Genomic DNA, 16,813 nt, shown 5'->3' with positions numbered 1-16,813 from the left:
CACAATGGCCTGATGCACAGGTCCAAAGGCGGCGAACACGACCGGTCCATAACGCGGGGACCGGGGTCGGGGGGAGACGCGCGGGGATCGGACTCGGGGGGATCGGACTTCCTGCAGCTCGACACCGCCGACGCCCCGCCCGGCGGACTGGCGGACTGGCTCGCCGGGCGGCTGCGCGACGCCGTCGCCGACGGCCGCCTGCCCGTGGGGGCCCGCCTGCCCGCCACCCGCGTCCTGGCCGCCGAGCTGCGCGTCTCCCGCGGCGTGGTCACCGAGGCCTACCAGCGCCTCGCCGACGAGGGCCGTGTCGCCGGACGCGGCCGCGCCGGCACGGTCGTCGTCGCGGCCCCCCTCGCCGCCCGCCCCCCGACCGGGCCGGCGGGCACCCCCTCCGCCTCCGCGCCGCGGACGCCCGCGGGCACGCCCTTCCCGAGACGGCCGGGCCCCGACCTGTTCGACGTCCTGCGCGCCCTGCCCGCCCGCACCGACCTGTCACCCGGCCTGCCGGACCTGGCCGCGTTCCCCCGCGCCGCCTGGCACCGCGCCGAACGCACCGTCCTGCGCGACCTGCCCGCCGCCGCCCTCGGCTACGGCGACCCCCGCGGCGCCCCCGCGCTGCGCACCGCCGTCGCCGCCTGGCTCGCCCGCAACCGCGGCATCCGCGCCGACCCCGACGGCATCGTCATCGTGGCCGGCACCACCCAGGCCCTCGGCCTCGCCGCCCGCGTCCTGACCCGCGAGGGCATCGACCGCATCGCCGTCGAGGACCCCGGCTCCCTCGGCGTCCGCCAGCACCTGGCGCACTGGGGGACCGGCACCCCGCCCGTCCCCGTCGACACCGCCGGGATCCGCGTCGACCGCCTGCGCGCCACCGGCGCCCCCGCCGTCCTGCTCACCCCGGCCCACCAGTTCCCCACCGGCGCCGTCCTCGGCGCGGACCGCCGCCGCGACCTCATGCGCTGGGCCGCCGACGGCGGCCTGGTCATCGAGGACGACTACGACGCCGAGCACCGCTACGACCGGCCGCCCGTCCCCGCCCTGCGCTCCATGCTCACCGACCGCGTCTTCTACGTCGGCAGCGTCTCCAAACTCCTCGCGCCCGCGCTGCGGATCGGATGGCTCCTCCCGCCGCCCTCCCACCTGGACGCCGTCGTCGCCGAGAAACGCTTCGCCGACCTCGGCAACGCCGCGCTGCCGCAGCTCGTCCTCGCCGAACTCATGGACTCGGGGGAGATGGAGCGGACCCTGCGGCTGCTGCGGCGCCGCCACCGCCGCCGCCGCGACACCATGATCGAGGCCATCGCCGCGCACCTGCCCACCGCGGCCGTGCACGGCGCCGCCGCCGGACTGCACCTGACCATCACCTTCCCCGGCGAGCCCCCCGGCGCCCTCCACGACGCCGACCTCGCCGCGGCGGCACTGGAACTCGGCGTCAAGGCCCACCCGCTGTCATGGCACGCGCAACGGCCCCACCCGCCCGGCCTCGTCCTCGGATACGCGGCCGTCCCCGCCTCGGCCATCCCCGACGCCGTCGCCGCGCTCGCACGCGCCCTCCGCCGCACCAGAACCGACCCGGCCGAACCCCCGCCCCCGGCGCCCTGACCCCGCCGCCCTGACCCCGCCGCCCTGACCCCGCCGCCCTGACCCCGGCCGCCCGCGGGTCAGCACGCCACCGCGCGATCGGCGAGCAGCTCGGCCTCCCACAGGCCGCGGTAGGCACCCGGCACCGCCGCCAACTCCTCATGCCGGCCCCGCTGCACCACCCGGCCCCGGTCCAGCACCACCACCTCGTCGGCCGCGCCCAGCGCCGCCAGCCGATGCGTCACCAGCAGCAGCGTCCCGCCCCCGGGCGCCTCGAGCAGCTCCCGCACCACCGCGTCCGCCATCGCCGGGTCCAGCCCCTCGGCCGGCTCGTCCAGCACCAGCACCGGCGGGTCGGCCAGCAGCGCCCGCGCCAGCAGCAGCCGCTGCCGCTGCCCGCCCGACAGGCCCCGCCCACCCGCCCCCACCACGGTGTCCCAGCCGTCCGGCAGCGCCCGCACGACCTCGGCGAACCGCGCGCGCTCCGCCGCCGCCCACAACTCCGCCTCACCGGCGTCCGGCCGCGCCAGCAGCACGTTCGCCCGCACCGTCGCGCCGAACACGTGCGCGTCCTGAGCCAGCCCCCGCACCGCGCCCCGCACCTCGTCCGGCGCGTACCGGCCGAGCTCCCGCCCGCCCAGCACCACCGCACCCGACACCAGCGGCACCTCACCGGCCACCGCCGCCAGCAGGGTGCTCTTGCCCGCGCCGCTCGCCCCCACCACCGCGACCCGCCGCCCCCGCTCCACCCGCAGATCCACCCCGTCCAGCGCCACACCCTCCCCGTAGGCGACCCGCACGCCCAGCAGCTCCACCTCCAGCGGCCCCCGCGGCACCACCGCCGGACGCGCCGGGCACGGCGCCGGGGGAGCGGCCAGCACCGCCCCCACCCGCCGCACCGCCGGCAGCACCTCCCGCAACCGCTGCGCCGCACCCGCCAGCGGCAGCACCGACTCCACCGCCACCAGCGCCGTGAGCGCCAGCACCGCCGCGCCCACCTCGTCCACGCCCGCCCGCAGCCCCGCCCACGCCACCGCGGCGACCGCCACGCCCTGCACCGCGAAACCGGCCGCCGCCACCGCCGCCGACACCCGCACCGCCGACCGCTCCGCCCGCTCCAGCCGCCGCGCCGCATCCTCCGCCCGCTCCGCGAACCGGCCGGACGCACCGAACACCGCCAGATCCCGCGCACCCTCCAGCACGTCCAGCGCCCGCACCGCCAGCACCTCGCGCCCGGCCGCCATCCGCGCCGCCGCACGACCCCCCGCCACCGCCGCCGCCACCGGCACCAGCACGCCCGCCACCAGCAGACCCCCGGCCAGCACCACCGCCGCCGCCACATCCACCAGCGCGCACACCGCCACCCCCGCGGCCCCGCACACCACCGACGCCGCCGCCGGCAGCACGCACCGCAGCAGCAGGTCCTGGACGGCGTCCACATCCGACACCATCCGCGTCAGCGCCTCACCGTCCCGCACCCGCCGCGCCCCCGGCCGCGCCGCCGCCAACGCGTCGAACACCCGCCCCCGCAACTCCGCCAGCGCCCGCAGCGCCGCGTCATGCCCCGCGAGCCGCTCCACATACCGCAGCGACCCCTTCGCCAGCGCGAACCCCCGCACCGCCGCGATCGCCAACGACAATGCCGCCAGCTCCGGCCGCTGCGACGCCCGCGCGATCAGCCACGCCGCCGCCGCGATCAACCCCAGCCCGCACAGCTCCGCCGCCGCGCCCGCCGCACCCGCGGCCACCAGCCGCACCGCGTGCGGACGCACCGCGCCCCACACCCCCGACGCGCCCCTCACGCCGCCGCCTCCCCGGCACCCGCGCCCGACGCCCCGCAGACCCGGCCGCCCTCCAACCGCACCACCCGGTCCACCGCCCCCAGCAACGCCGGACGATGCGCCACCACCACCGCCGTCCGCCCCGCCAGCAACCGCACCGCCGCGTCCACCAGCACCCGCTCACTGTGCAGATCCAGCCGCGCCGTCGGCTCGTCCAGCAGCATCACCGGACCCCCCGACAAGTACGCCCGCGCGATCGCCAGCCGCTGCCGCTGCCCGGCCGACAACCCCGCACCGCCCTCACCCAGCACCGTCGCGAACCCCTCCGGCAGACCCCCCACGAAATCCACCGCCGCCGCCCGCGCCGCCTCCTCGACCCGCCCCATCCCGGCCCCCGGATCACCCAACCGGATGTTGTCGGCCACCGACGCCGCGAACAGATGCGGACGCTGCGGCACCCACCCCACACACGCCCGCCACGCCTCCACGTCCAACTCCGCCAGATCCACCCCGTCCACCAGCACCCGACCCGAGTCGGGGGACACCAGCCCGGCCAGCACCAGCAGCAGCGTCGACTTGCCCGCCCCCGACGGCCCCGTCACCGCCACCCGCTCACCCGGCCCCACCCGCAGCGACACCCGGTCCAGCGCCGCCCCGCCCGCCCCCGGATACCGGACGGTCACCTCCTCCAGCACGATCTCCGGCGCCCGCCCGCCCGGCACCGCCCCGCCACCGCGCCGCACACCCCCCGGCGCGTCCAGCACCGCGAACGCCTCCCGCGCCGCCGCGACCCCCTCCGCACTCGCGTGGAAACGCTGCCCCAGCGCCCGCAACGGCAGATACACCTCCGGCGTCAGCACCAGCACCAGCAGCCCCGTCGCCAGCGCCATCTCCCCGCCCAGCAGCCGCAACCCCACCGGCACCGCCACCAGCGCCACCGACAACGCGCACACCAGCTCCAGCACCAGCGACGACAGGAACGCCACCCGCAGCGCCCGCACGCTCGCCCGCCGATGCTCGCCCGCCAGCTCCCGCACCACCACCGACTGATGACCGGTCCGACCGAACGCCCGCAACGTCCCCAGCCCCGCCACCACGTCCCGGAAATGCCCGCCCAGCCGGTGCAGCAGCCCCCACTGCCGCCCCGTCAGCGCCGCCGTCCGCATCCCCACCAGCGCACCGAACACCGGCACCAGCGGAACCGTCACCGCCACCACCAGCGCCGACGCCCAGTCCGCCGCCGCCAGCCGCACCAGCACCACCACCGGCACCGCGCACGCCGCCACCAGCTGCGGCACATAACCGGTGAAGAACGGATCGACCGCGTCCAAGCCCCGGGTCAGCAACGTCACCCGCGCCCCCGCACCGTCCGCCGCCCGCCCCAGCAGCGCCGCCCGCAGACCGCGCTTCACCCGCCCCGCCGCCCCGCCCGCCACCAGCGCCGACGCCCACGCCAGCACCGCCCGCCCGGCCACCGCCCCCGCCAACCACGGCAGCGGCCCCGCGTCCAGACCCGCCACCGCCCGCACCAGCAACTCCGCCTGCACCACCAGCAGGACGCCCTGCCCCGCCGCCAGCACCCCCAGCAGCACCACCGCCCGCCGAGGAACCGACCGCAGCAGACGCCGCTCCACACCCTTCACCACGGCCGCCTCACAGGTACGAGGGCGACCGCACCCGCCCCCGGAACGTCCACCACACCAGCGCCTGCGACGCCACCAGCAGCGGCAGCACCACCGCCGTCACCACCGCCGTCATCGCCAGCCCCGCACCCTCGGCCACGACCTCCGACCACTCCACCTGCACCCCGGCCACCACCGGCGCCCCCGCCATCACCAGCGCCGACAACCCGTACCGCGACGGGACCCGCCCAGCCCGCTCCGCCAGCCCCGCCGGCAGCCGCCACCGCGCGAACCCCGCACCGTGCCAGGCGAACAGCACCGCAAGCGGCAACCCCAGCACGCTCCCCACACCCAGCCCGCCACCGGCCAGCACCGACCCCAGCACCGACCCCCACGCCAGCGCCAGCGCCCAACTCCCCGCCACGACCGCACCGTCCCACAGGCCGCGCCACGCCGCAGAATCCACCCGGCCCCGCAGCCACAACCCCATGTCCCGCACGACCCAGCCGACCAGCAGCACCGAGAACAGCGGATACAACTCCGCCACCAACCCGTGCTCCAGCCCCGGGAACGCACCCGCCACCAGACCCGCCGCCGCGACCAGCCACACCTCGTTGCCCAGGAACAACGGCGCGAACGACGCGATCACCAACCGCCGCTCCCGCTCGTCCCGCCCCAGCCACGGCAGCAGCATCCCCACCCCGACATCGGCACCCGCCAGCACCAGGTACCCGGCCGAGAACACCGCCAGCAACACCACCGCGAGAGAATCCATCACCAGGCTCCTGTCAGAACGTCGGGCTCATCGCCGGCGCGACCGGCTCGACCGGGGGAGAGGCACCCAGCCCCGCCCCCTCCGGCCCCCGCCGCGCGAACCGCGCCAGCAGCCACGCGTTCACCCCGAACAAACCCGCGAACAACACCGAGAACACCGCGAACGACACCGCGACCGACGCCGACCCCACGCCCGGCGACACCGCGTCCCGCGTCTTCAGCACCCCGTACACCATCCACGGCTGCCGCCCCACCTCGCGGAACACCCACCCCGCGATCATCGCCACATACGGCAGCGGCACCGCGGCGATCATCAGCACGTGGAACACCCGCCCCCGCACCAGCCACCGCCCGAACGGGAACTTCACCAACGCCACCACCGCGATCAGCAGCATCAGCATCCACATCGTCATCATCAGCGCCTCACCGACCCCCGACAGCACCGGCGGCCGGTAGTCGTCCGGACCGAACCGCGCCGTGAAGTCCGCCACCGCGGCCGCCGCCTTGCGACCGCCCAGCTTCGTCGGCTGCGCGTACCGGAACTGCGTCCCCCCGAACACCACCACCGGCATCACCGACACCAGCACCGTCAGCAGCCCGATCCGCATCGACCGGCGGAAGAACTCCACCTCCGCCGTCCGCCGCAGCAGATGGAACCCGCTCACCCCCGCCATGAAGAACCCCGCCGTCAGCAGCCCCCCGAACAGCACGTGGAAGAACGCCAGCACCGCCGTCGGGTTCGCCAGCAGCGCCCCCGCGTCGTCCAGGCGCGCCACACCGTCCACCATCACGTAGCCCACCGGACGCTGCAGCCACCCGTTCGCCACCAGCACGAAGTACGCCGACAGGTACGCCGTCAGCGTCACCACCCAGATCAGCGACAGGTGCACCCACCGGTTCAGCCGATCCCACCCGAAGATCCACAACCCCAGGAACGTCGACTCCACGAAGAACGCCACGATCGTCTCCAGCGCCAGCGGCGCCCCGAACACACTCCCCGTCACCCGCGACAGCCCCGACCAGTTCAACCCGAACTGGAACTCCATCACCAACCCGGTGACGATCCCCACCGCATAGTTGATGACGTACAGCTGCCCCCAGAAACGCACCATCCGCGCATGCACCGCACTGCCCGACACCGTCGCCCGCGTCTGCGTCAACGCCACCAGCGTCGCCAACCCCAGCGTCAGCGCCACGAACAGGAAATGCGTACCGGCCGTCAACGCGAACTGCAGCCGCGCCAGATCCAACGACCCCGCACCCATCAGCACCCCAAGAATCGATCCGCAACGACCCCACGATCCTCGGCCCGCACCCGCCCCCCGCGAATCCGGCGAGAGCGTTCAACCGCAATGCGCCTTTCGCGTACCGACCACCCGCCGCCTACGCCTCCGGATGTACACGGCCCCGCCGCGCCGCCAACCCCAGCACTACCGCCACCACCGCATACGGCACCGCGGCCGCACCCATCAGCACCCCCGCCCCGGCCCACCGCGACCCCAGCGCATACCCCGCGTACACCAGAACCGCCACCACCTCCGCCCCGAAACCCGCCACCGACGTCACCGTCGCCCGCGCCCCGTCACCCACCCGCTCCTGCAACCGCGCGTCCGCCGCCGCCATCGCCCACCGGAACACCCCGAACGCCGCCGCCACCAGCACCAGCCCACCCGGCCGGCCACCCCAGCACCCCACCGCCAGGCACACCGCACCCGCCCCCAGCACCGGCGCCAGCCACCGCACACCCCGCCCCGCCGACCAGCCGCCCACCGCGTCACCGACCGTCACCACCAGCACCAGCAACGGCACCGCCGACACCGCCACCCCCGTCGACGCCACCAGCAGCGGCACGTACTCATCCAGCGCCGTCACACCCTCCAGCACCACCACCAGCACCAGCGCCCGCCGCACCGCCGGCTCACCCCGCACCTGCGCCCACCCCTGACGCACCACCGACCCCAGCGACGGCTCCGCCCCCTCACCACCGCCCCCGGACTCCGGCAGGAACCACCCCGCCACCGCACACCCCACGCAAGCCGCCACACTCGCCGCACCCAGCGCCCGAAACCCCCACGCCGCCAGCACCGGCGACGCCACCGCCGACGCCGCGACCACGGCCAGCAGCGACACCGCCTCAGAACGCCCCATCAACCGCGCGTACGCGCCCGGCGCCCCCACCCGCTCCAGCTCCTCGTACACCAGCGCCTGCATCGTCCCCGAACGCAGAGCCGAACCGGCGCCCCACAACACGAACCCCGCCGCGAACACCGGATACGAAGGAAAGAACGCCCACAGACCGAAGCCCGCACCCGCGAGCAGGGGAGAGGCCACCAGCAGCAACCGCCGCGAGAACACGTCCGCCCACACACCGGACGGCAACTCCAGCGCGAACGTCGTGACCGACCAGATCACGAACAACGACGAAACGGCGGCGGGGGAGAGCCCGGCATCGGCGAACAGCACCGCGTACACCGGGTAAAGAAGAACGAAGTCCTCGAGGAACGCGTAGGCGTACAGCCTCCGCGCGAGCCCCGCCTCAGGTGAAGATCAATGTCGTCGGCGCATACCCGCACCCTAACCGCTCTCCTCATTCGGGAGGAGACCCTGATGACCACAATCTGAAGGCGCCCCGCCGTCCCGAGGCTCGGCCCCAACGCAGGGCGTCACGCCTGGGCCTTCTCCGCGGTGGAGCGCGTCGGCCGGGGCGCTGCGGACGCGCGAAGGCGTACGACCGCCAAGTGGTAGAGCAGCGCCAGGGTCGTGACACCGGCCGCCGGCAGTCCCAGCGCGGCGGGCGCCATGGCGAACCACTTCTGGACCAGCCCGCCCAAACCGCCGCCGAGGGCGATCCCGACATAGATGGCCGAGGAATTGAGGCCGAGCAGAACCGGTGCCGCGGCCGGACTGAGGGCGATGAGCCGGTGCTGCTGCGGCACCACGACGACGCCCAGCGCCGCGCCCCAGATCGCGGCCCATGCCAGAGTGGACACGAGCGTGGCGGTCGCCACCGAAGTGAGGCCAAGGGCGATGGCGGCGATGACGAGAGGCCCGGTCAGCACCCGCGCGGGATCGCACCGGTCGACCAGCCGCCCGGCGACGATGTTCCCGGCCAGGACGCCGACTCCCCAGGCCAGCAGGACGACGGAGAGCAGCGATTCGGAGCCGCCAGTGGCATCCTCCAGCGCCGGGCCGATGTAGGTGTAAAGGGTGTAGGCGCCGAGGAACACCAGCGTGGTGACCGCCAGCAGCGCGAGAACCCTGCCCTGCCTGAGCGGACGCAGCCGGTCGCCCAGCGTGGCGGCCGGAAGCCTCACCTCGGGCAGGCCGGCGGCGATTCCCAGAAGCGCGGCAAGGCCGATCCCGGCGACGGCCCACAGCGTGATGCGCCAGTCGGTACGGCCGATCAGCGTGCCGAGGGGGAGGCCCAACGCCGTCGCGAACGTGAGGCCTCCCAACACGAAGGCCAGGGCCCTGCCTCGGCGTTCCGGCGGCGCGACGGCCCCCGCGGTGCTGGAGGCGACGGAATTGATCATCCCGGCCCCGACCGCGGTGACGACGCGAGCGGCCATCACCGCCCCGTAGCCGGTCCCGAGGGCGGTGGCGGCGTTGCCGACCACGAACACGCCCAACGCGATCAGCAGCGCGGACCGCCTGGCCAGTCCACTGGTGAGCGCGCCCATGACGGGCGCCGACACGGCCATCACCAGGGCGAACACCGTCACCAGCTGCCCGGCGGCGGGAGTGGAGACCCGCAGGTCCGCGGCGATGGCCGGGAGCAGGCCGGCGATGACGTAGCTGTCGGTGCCGACGGCGAAGGTCGCCAGAGCCAGCGGGAGGAGTCGTTTCAACACCGGGCGACGCCGCCTTTCCAGAGGGATCCCAGGGAGTACCGAGCGAAACCCTAGGCAATACATGGATGGTTGTCCATGTATCAATGAGTTGGTAGCGTGCCGAGTACGCGGAACACAGGGGGCGGCGATGCGCGAGGTGTCACAGCCGGCGACCGAGGCCATCCGGCTGGTGGACGTTCTGCGAGCGCTGGCCGATCCGGTGCGGCTGGACCTCGTCCTGCGCCTCGACCGGATGGGCGAGGCCTTCTGCAACGCGATCGGCGCCGAGATCGACGTGCATCAGACGACGCTGTCGCACCACTACCGGGTGCTGCGCGAGGCCGGCGTGACATGGACGAAGGTGCAGGGCCGATCCCGGCTGGTAAGGCTGCGCCGAGAGGACCTCGACGCACTGTTCCCCGGCCTGCTCGACTCCGTGCTGAGCGCACACCGCCGAACACGCGAAACCGCACCCGCCGACACTGCCACGTCGCCGTAGCCGCCCCGGCACACCTCGACCACCAGACCGGCGCCCTCGCGCGCGCCGGTGTCGACACCGCGGCACGAACTCATCGTCGCCGATGCCTACGACGGCCTGGCCGCCACCCGCGCATCAGAAATCAACCGGGGGAGAGGCCCACCGGTTCGTCACTCTCCGTAACAGAGTTCGTTCGGCTCACGCGTCCGCGGGGGAGCGGCCGAAGAGCGCCAGCAGACGCGCCTGGTCGTCGGCGCCGTCCGGAACGGCGACCTCCGGCCCCAGCATGCCCGCCTCACGGCCACCCGGCGCCATCTGCTCCGCCGTCGCCAGCGCGGGACCGACCAGATCGGCATCGAAGACGACCGACTGCCCGGTGGCCTGGGCCAGATCCCAGGAGTGCACGAGCAGCTCCAGCGGATACCCCTCCAGCCAATCGCGCAGCGTCATCTCCAGCCCGAGAGCCAGCTGCACCGGCCGCGCCAGAGCCTCGGGGGAGAGCTCGGCCATCATCCGGGACCGCACCCGCCGCCAGGAGCCCAGCGGGTCCGCGCCGGCGACCTCGCGCCAGTCCGGATCGTCCTCGGGCAGCTCGCGCCCGGCGGCCCGCATCTCGACCACCAGCAACCCGGCCGTGACATGCCCGGCCACATCGACCGCGGCCCAGCCCTCGCACGGCGAGGGAGAAAGCCACCGATCCGCGGGCACTCCGGCCAGCACGCCCTCGAAGACGTCCAGCGCACGAACGAACCGGTCCGGCACCATGCACACCACTCCCGCCGATGACCCAGACAACCGACCGAGCCAAGCCTTCACGGCCCTCGCCCACAGATCAAGCCAGATCGATCACCCGCGACGCCCGAGCACCGAGAGAGGGCCCTCGCCGCGCTCTACTTAACATAATGTTCATTATCGACCATCCATCAGCGGGCCTGAGAGAGGGCGTACAGGACGGAATCCGCCGCCTTCATCCACGGTCGACGACGCGCCGCGCCTTGCGCAGACCATCGGCGCGCGGCAGCGAGCCGGGATCCAGCACCTGCACCGGGACGCGCTCGCGGATCGCGCCCCGCAGCGCCTCGGCGACCGCGTCGCCCAGCGCGGCGCGCGCCGGACCGTCGAGCCGTGCACGCGCCTCGACCTGCACCGTCAGCGTGTCCGCATCGCGCGACCGGACGAGACGGTACTCGTCACCGAGGTCGCGCATGCCGCGCACCACAGCCTCCACGGCCGAAGGAAAGATGTTGGCGCCGCGATACCAGATCATGTCGTCGGCCCGGCCCTGGATCGAGCCCACGATGCGCGTCCCCACCGATCCGCACGCGCACGCCGAACCGTCGGACAGCACCCCCAGATCACCGCTGCGGTACCGAAGAAGCGGCTGGGTGTCGCCGACCAGGTTGGTGTACGTCAACTCGCCCAGCTGACCGGGCGGGACCGGTTCGTCGCGATCCGGACGCAGGCATTCGACGAGCACGAAGTCATCCGACAAGTGCAGGTCGACGGAGTACGGGCAGTTGCCGCCCAACGGCATCAACTCGGTCATCCCGAGAGCGTCGACGAGGTTCCCCGCACCGAACCGCTCCAGCAACCGGCGGCTGGTCGCCTCGACCGCGCACCCCGGCTCCCCCCACGCGAAGACGGTCCGGACGCCGCACCGGCTCAGGTCGACCCCCGCGCCCTCGGCGACGTCGGCCAAATGCAGCAGGTAGGACGGGGACCCCGCGACGACCGCGGGCCGCAGTTCGGCGATCGCCTCCACCTTCTGCGGGTCCGGCCGCGTACCGGCCTGGAACACCAGGCCGCCGCGGCGCTGCACCGCGTCGGTGAGGACGGTCGCGCCCATCATGGCGTCCACCGGGGTCGTCAGCACGACGATCTCGCCCGGCCCGGTGAGCGGCGGCTGCCGGGCGACCCAGTCCAGGATCTGCCGCCAGTCCCTGCGGGAGAAGACCCGGCGCAGCGGCTTGCCGGCGGTTCCCGAGGTGGTGAACACCTTCAGCCACTGGGCGGGCGGCGTGCAGGTGTATCCGCCGAACGGCGGGTCGCGCTCCTGGTCGGCGAGCAGGTCGGCCTTGGTGCAGGTGGGCAGCCGGGCGACATCGCGCACGCCGGTGATGTCGTCCGGGCCGATGCCCGCCGCGTCCAGTCTGCGCCGCCAGAAGGGCGCGTTCCGGTGGACGTGGTGGAGCATGGCCCTCAGCCGCTCGCTCTGCAGATCCCGCAGTTCCGCGGGCGACAGCTTCAGCAGCGCGGGGTCGCTGACCGGATACTCGGGCAGTCCGGTCGCCTGGTCGGCGGTCATGGGCGTCTCACCCCCGGCGTCGTCCTCGCGTGGTCTAGGTCATATGGCCCCCTTGCCCGCCCCCGCCCGGGGCGAACCGGTCGGGGCGGGGTGCGGTCGTCCGTCAGAGGTCGATCCAGTAGCGGTCCTCGCCGCGGGCGCGGCCGTCGTGGACGCCGCCGTTGGCGAGGATGACCCGCCGGGACGGTTCGTTGTCGGCGGCGCATGTCAGCAGGACGCGTTCCAGGCCGAGCCGGCGGCTTTCGGCGAGGCCCGCCGCGAGCATCCGCGTGGCGTGGCCTTGGCGCCGCCACGGGAGGACGACGTGGTAGCCGATGTGTCCTCCGGCCTCGGCCAGTTCCGGCGTCAGCCGGTGCCGCAGGATGAGCGTGCCGATGTAGTGCTCGCCCGAGACGTACCAGAACGTCGTCGACGGGACGCCCCAGCGTTCCTGGACGCCGCGCCGGCGCGCCACGAAGGCCTCGAAGTCATGGTGGGCCTCGTCGAGCCAGTCCGCCGGGTCGCCGGTGGCGAGGTGGTCGGCCCTCTCCCCGGCCAGGAACGAGTCGCGCACCGCCGTGGTCGGCGGGGCGAGCCGCGGTGTCATGGTGAGGTCGTTCACCGGACCAGTGTGGTCGGTCGGCGCCTCCGGCGGTACGCCACTCCTCCGCGCGTGCTCTGACCCCTTTTATGACTAAATCAGACAGAATCCAGCTTCTGTCGGGTTTGAGATCTTTCGTCGGTCGGCTCCACGCGGTCATCGGCCCCTGAAGTCGGACGTCGTCATCGGCCACCGCGTCGGGCTCCGCTTCACTCTCCGAACGCGCGGCAGGCTGCGCGAGATCGTGTTCGTCAGGCAAGAGCGAGCGCGGCCGTAAGGAACGCCGATACCCGTTGCGCGATACGCGTGTCTCCGCCAGAACCGTATGACGGGCGTGGCGGGTCGCCCCTCCCCCGCGGATCTCGCCGTCGCCCGTCCGTGGTACCGCGACGACCGCGCGTGTAGGGCGGCCTATGCCGCCCTACACGCCCGCTTCGGCGGATGACTCGGTCCCCGCTGTGTGCGGCGTGTCCCCTGCCGGACGCCGGTGGGCTTCCGTGCTGCTCCGCCCGGTGGGGGCCGTTGGGAGGGACCCGGTCAGGGGATCTGGAAGTCGTTGGAGAGCGCGACGTCGAGTGACATGTCGAGCCGGCGATCCATGAAGCCGAAGGCGGTTTCGATCATCTCGACGGCGATGTCGCGCTGCTCGGGCGTGATCGGCCGGTCCATGAAGGACGGCGCCGCGACCCGCCGGCGTCCGGCCAGGTAGTCCAGGCGCAGCCCGGTGCTCCCCTCGGCCTTCTGCGCCAGGGGCGCGGTGCTGTCGAGCAGGATGTCGGAGGCCTCCGACATCGCGCTGACGAGCCACAGGTTCAGCATCGGGTCGCGGTGCCGGGTGGCGAACTCGGTCATCGCGACGCGGTTGTGGCGGTGCGCGTCCATCGTCCGGCTCAGGTAGTAGAACTCCAGGGTTTCGCTGGCGTTCCAGCCGAGCAACTCGTCGAGGTCGAGCTGCTTCCAGTCGTCGACGAAGAGCGCGTTGCGAGCGGTCAGCTCTTCGCCCCAGACGTTCACGGCGCGCTCCAGTTCGGAGGCCGGCTCGGGGTAGCCGACGGCGTAGCGGTGGAAATCGCGGTAACCCATGACGTCCATGGCCCACATCGGGACGAACCGCTGGAGGACCTGCGTCGCGGAGATCCGCGGGCCGTGGTGACCGAGCCATGTGTGGAACGGGTGCCTGACGCAGCGGGTCCGGCACTCCCGCAGGACCCGCAGCACCGGCGCCTGGGTGGGGTGGACCGGCGCGTCGGAGGCCGCGATGAGCCCTGCCGGTCCGGCCGCCCGGGCGGTGGCGGGGCGGGGCGGGGTGCCCGTCGCCGCGTGCTTCAGCGCGTATTCGTGGATCGCGTCGAGGATCTCCCGGAACACGTCGATCATGACGTCGACCAGTTCGTGGGCGCGCCGGCGGTGCTCCGGGTCCAGTGTGAGCGACTCGAAGACCTCTTCGGCGCCTTCTCCCTCGGCCTCGATGTGGTGCGCGCCGAAGTAGAGCATGGCGAGGCCTGTCCGGTCCGCCAGTCGCGCTGCGACTGCGGAGATGTGCTTGAAGAACAGTTCGCGCGCGCACAGCTCGCCGACCTCGGCGTGCGCGAATCGCAGCAGCGGGTCCCCGCGGTCGGCGGCGGCGATCGACTGGAAGTACATGCAGTGGCCGCGGATCACCTCGTTGGCATCTGCCTGGAAGAGCCACCACAGGGTGTCGGAGGCGTCCCATCCCAGCCTGCGGTCGAGCCCCAGCCGTTTCCAGTCTTCGAGGAACAGCCGTGAGTGGGTCTGGTCCTCGAAGGTGTGGACGTTGATGCCGCGTTCGAGGTCGTCGGCCGCATGGGGGTAGCGCAGGACCCATTTGTTGACGTCGCGGAAGCCCATCGCGACCGTTGCCACGCTCGGCAGGATCATCAGGCGTTCCTTCGGCGGCAACTCGTCGGAGGCCAGCCAGGTGAACAGCGGGTGGTCCTCCAGGGCCGCGACGCGCCGCTCGACGTACGCCAGGACGTCCTTCACGGTGTCACGCTCCTCGCGTTCGGGTGGACCGTGCCGTTCACGCGATGCCGAACTTGTTCGACAGAGCGACGTCGAGCGAGATCTCGAGCTGCTCGTCGGCGGCGTCGTAGACGGTCTCGATCATGTGGGCCGCCGCCTCGCGGGCGGCCGGTTCCAGAGGCCGGTCCTTGAAGTGGGCGGCGGGCGCCGCGGAGGGCGCCGGAGTCTGGTGGGCGATCTCGTGGCGGTCGCCGAGATAGTCCAGGCGGACGTCGGTGGTGGCCTCGGCCTCGTCCGCGAGCGCCTTGGTGCGGCGGAAGAAGGGCTCGCCGCTGGTCTCCAGCGCGTGCATGAGCCACAGTCGCAGCAGCGGGTCGTCGTTGCCGACGGCGAGCTCGGTGAACTTGACGATGTTGCGGCGGTGCACGTCGGTCTGTGGGTCCAGGTAGCAGAACTCGAGGGTGTCGCTGCCGTTCCATCCGAGGATCTCGTCGAGTCCGAGTTGTTTCCAGTCGTTGAGGAAGAGGGTGTTGTGGGTGGTGAGGTCGTCGACCCAGGAGTTGACCGCGCGGTGGAGGTCGCCCGACGGTTCGGCGTAGCGCATGGCGTACCTGTTGAGATCGCGGTACCCCATGATGTCCATGGTCCACATGGGGATGAAGCGCTGGAGGGCCTGGATTGCGGTGACCCGGTCGCCCCGGTTCTCCAGCCAGGAGTAGAAGGGGTGCGCCTCGCTTCGTTTCCGTCGTTCGGTCAGCAGTCTCTGGAGGGGTTCCTGGCTGTGGTGGACGGGGCCGTCGGCGGTGGGGCGCGGACCGGGTACGGCGCCGGCGCCGCTGTCGATCGGTGGTTGGGCGGGCGGGCGGGGCGGGTTGCCGGTGTCGATGTACTTCTGGGCGTAGATGAGCCACATGTCGAGTTGCTCGGAGAAGATGCGGTAGATCGTGTCGGCCAGTTCCAGGGCGCGTCGGCGTCGTGGTTCGTCGAGGTGCTGTTCCTGGAAGATCTCCTCGCAGTCCATGTGGCCTGTTTCGAGGGCCAGGTGGAAGGGCCCCATGTAGGGGAGCTCGGTTCCGGTCTGCTCGGTGAACCGGATCGCGATCTTGGAGGCGTGCTTGAAGAAGACCGCTCCGAGCGCCTCCATCATCTCCGACTGCGCGAAGCGCAGGAGCGGGTCCTTGTCGTCCGCGACGGCCATCGACAGGAAGTAGACGCCGTGGTCGCGGGCGATTTCGTTGACCTCGGCCTGGAACAGCCACCAGAGGGTGTCGCTGGCCTTCCAGCCCAGGCGCTCGTTCAGTCCGAGCCGTTTCCAGTCTTCGAGGAACAGCCGTGAGTGGGTCTGGTCCTCGAAGGTGTGGACGTTGATGCCGCGTTCGAGGTCGTCGGCCGCCTCCGGGTACCGGAACACCCACTTGTTCACGTCGCGGAAGCCCATGGAGAACGTCGCCATTGCCGGCATGATCAGCAGCGGATCCGGCACCCGGGTTTCATCGGAGTTCATCCAAGTGAACAGCGGGTGCCTGTCGAGGTCCTTCTGTCGTTTCGCCACCAACGCGAACACGTTCTCCACGAATACCCCTCTCTTTGTGCTGTGGAGGCCATCCCCCGGCCCCTGGCAATCGTTGACACAGCTCCGAAGAACGGCAACTTCGAGATTGCTCTCCTGCTGTGCACAGCACGATCGAAGATGCCGGTGATGTCGGCCGCGCCTAATATCCGGGGTCATACATGCGCGCCATGGGCATGCGTACCGGGGGAAAGAGAAGTACTCTTCCGGTCCGCTCCTTCGGATCCGGTTCGCGGTCTTATGCGGTGACCGTGTTTTTCGCGGCGCGGTGAGAGCACGGTGGCTGCTGAGGGCATTTCGCCTGGACGC

The 16,813-nt window shown here is 72.8% G+C and carries 13 protein-coding genes; 2 read left to right on the top strand and 11 right to left on the bottom strand.

What is annotated here, in order from left to right; all coding sequences use genetic code 11:
* The first annotated feature begins 12 nt into the window (after positions 1–12).
* A complete protein-coding gene (pdxR, locus tag AB0C21_RS39590) occupies positions 13–1,602 on the top strand; it encodes a MocR-like pyridoxine biosynthesis transcription factor PdxR (protein WP_500211321.1) in 1,590 nt (529 codons plus the stop codon).
* A 59-nt stretch (positions 1,603–1,661) separates the two neighbouring features.
* Here pdxR and cydC read toward each other — a convergent pair whose 3' ends face one another.
* From cydC to AB0C21_RS39560, 6 genes are all read right to left on the bottom strand, one after another.
* On the bottom strand, positions 1,662–3,383 hold the full coding sequence (gene cydC, locus AB0C21_RS39585; RefSeq protein WP_500211320.1) for a thiol reductant ABC exporter subunit CydC: 1,722 nt from the start codon (positions 3,381–3,383) through the stop codon (positions 1,662–1,664).
* Complete coding sequence (cydD, locus tag AB0C21_RS39580) at positions 3,380–4,996, bottom strand: thiol reductant ABC exporter subunit CydD (protein ID WP_500211319.1); 1,617 nt, start codon at positions 4,994–4,996, stop codon at positions 3,380–3,382. The genes cydC and cydD overlap by 4 nt, the downstream gene beginning before the upstream one ends.
* 19 nt (positions 4,997–5,015) lie before the next feature.
* Complete coding sequence (locus tag AB0C21_RS39575) at positions 5,016–5,759, bottom strand: cytochrome d ubiquinol oxidase subunit II (protein WP_500211318.1); 744 nt, start codon at positions 5,757–5,759, stop codon at positions 5,016–5,018.
* Between the two features lie 13 nt (positions 5,760–5,772).
* Complete coding sequence (locus AB0C21_RS39570) at positions 5,773–7,023, bottom strand: cytochrome ubiquinol oxidase subunit I (protein ID WP_500211379.1); 1,251 nt, start codon at positions 7,021–7,023, stop codon at positions 5,773–5,775.
* Between the two features lie 118 nt (positions 7,024–7,141).
* A complete protein-coding gene (locus AB0C21_RS39565) occupies positions 7,142–8,230 on the bottom strand; it encodes an MFS transporter (protein WP_500211317.1) in 1,089 nt (362 codons plus the stop codon).
* A 191-nt stretch (positions 8,231–8,421) separates the two neighbouring features.
* Positions 8,422–9,609, bottom strand: a complete 1,188-nt coding sequence (locus tag AB0C21_RS39560; protein ID WP_500211315.1) for an MFS transporter — start codon at positions 9,607–9,609, stop codon at positions 8,422–8,424.
* Positions 9,610–9,736: 127 nt separating this feature from the next.
* Here AB0C21_RS39560 and AB0C21_RS39555 point away from each other — a divergent pair, with 127 nt between their 5' ends.
* Positions 9,737–10,087, top strand: coding sequence for an ArsR/SmtB family transcription factor (locus AB0C21_RS39555; protein WP_500211314.1), 351 nt, complete (start codon positions 9,737–9,739; stop codon positions 10,085–10,087).
* A gap of 177 nt (positions 10,088–10,264) precedes the next feature.
* Here the strand turns inward: AB0C21_RS39555 and AB0C21_RS39550 are convergent, their stop codons facing one another.
* The 5 genes from AB0C21_RS39550 to AB0C21_RS39530 form a co-directional block, all read right to left on the bottom strand.
* Complete coding sequence (locus AB0C21_RS39550; protein ID WP_500211313.1) at positions 10,265–10,831, bottom strand: TIGR03086 family metal-binding protein; 567 nt, start codon at positions 10,829–10,831, stop codon at positions 10,265–10,267.
* 202 nt (positions 10,832–11,033) lie between these two features.
* Positions 11,034–12,371 (bottom strand): phenylacetate--CoA ligase family protein, encoded by a 1,338-nt coding sequence (locus AB0C21_RS39545; protein ID WP_500211311.1) that lies wholly within the window; start codon positions 12,369–12,371, stop codon positions 11,034–11,036.
* 103 nt (positions 12,372–12,474) lie between these two features.
* A complete protein-coding gene (locus AB0C21_RS39540; RefSeq protein ID WP_500211309.1) occupies positions 12,475–12,972 on the bottom strand; it encodes a GNAT family N-acetyltransferase in 498 nt (165 codons plus the stop codon).
* A 516-nt stretch (positions 12,973–13,488) separates the two neighbouring features.
* On the bottom strand, positions 13,489–14,955 hold the full coding sequence (locus AB0C21_RS39535) for a hypothetical protein (RefSeq protein WP_500211308.1): 1,467 nt from the start codon (positions 14,953–14,955) through the stop codon (positions 13,489–13,491).
* Positions 14,956–14,992: 37 nt separating this feature from the next.
* Entirely contained in the window at positions 14,993–16,507 is a 1,515-nt protein-coding gene (locus tag AB0C21_RS39530) for a hypothetical protein (protein ID WP_500211306.1), read from the bottom strand.
* Positions 16,508–16,813: the final 306 nt, after the last annotated feature.

Source organism: Spirillospora sp. NPDC049024 (assembly GCF_040649235.1).
Taxonomy (GTDB): Bacteria; Actinomycetota; Actinomycetes; order Streptosporangiales; family Streptosporangiaceae; genus Spirillospora.
The sequence above is the reverse complement of the archived record's forward strand: the minus strand, read 5'-3'. Positions and strand labels throughout refer to the sequence as shown.

What these genes read in the sequence shown, in the direction of transcription:
- AB0C21_RS39550 (WP_500211313.1), bottom strand. Translation starts at nt 10,831, where the DNA reads ATGGTGCCGGACCGGTTCGTTCGTGCGCTGGACGTCTTCGAGGGCGTG.
- AB0C21_RS39545 (WP_500211311.1), bottom strand. Translation starts at nt 12,371, where the DNA reads ATGACCGCCGACCAGGCGACCGGACTGCCCGAGTATCCGGTCAGCGAC.
- pdxR (WP_500211321.1), top strand. Translation starts at nt 13, where the DNA reads ATGCACAGGTCCAAAGGCGGCGAACACGACCGGTCCATAACGCGGGGA.
- AB0C21_RS39575 (WP_500211318.1), bottom strand. Translation starts at nt 5,759, where the DNA reads ATGGATTCTCTCGCGGTGGTGTTGCTGGCGGTGTTCTCGGCCGGGTAC.
- AB0C21_RS39570 (WP_500211379.1), bottom strand. Translation starts at nt 7,023, where the DNA reads ATGGGTGCGGGGTCGTTGGATCTGGCGCGGCTGCAGTTCGCGTTGACG.
- AB0C21_RS39555 (WP_500211314.1), top strand. Translation starts at nt 9,737, where the DNA reads ATGCGCGAGGTGTCACAGCCGGCGACCGAGGCCATCCGGCTGGTGGAC.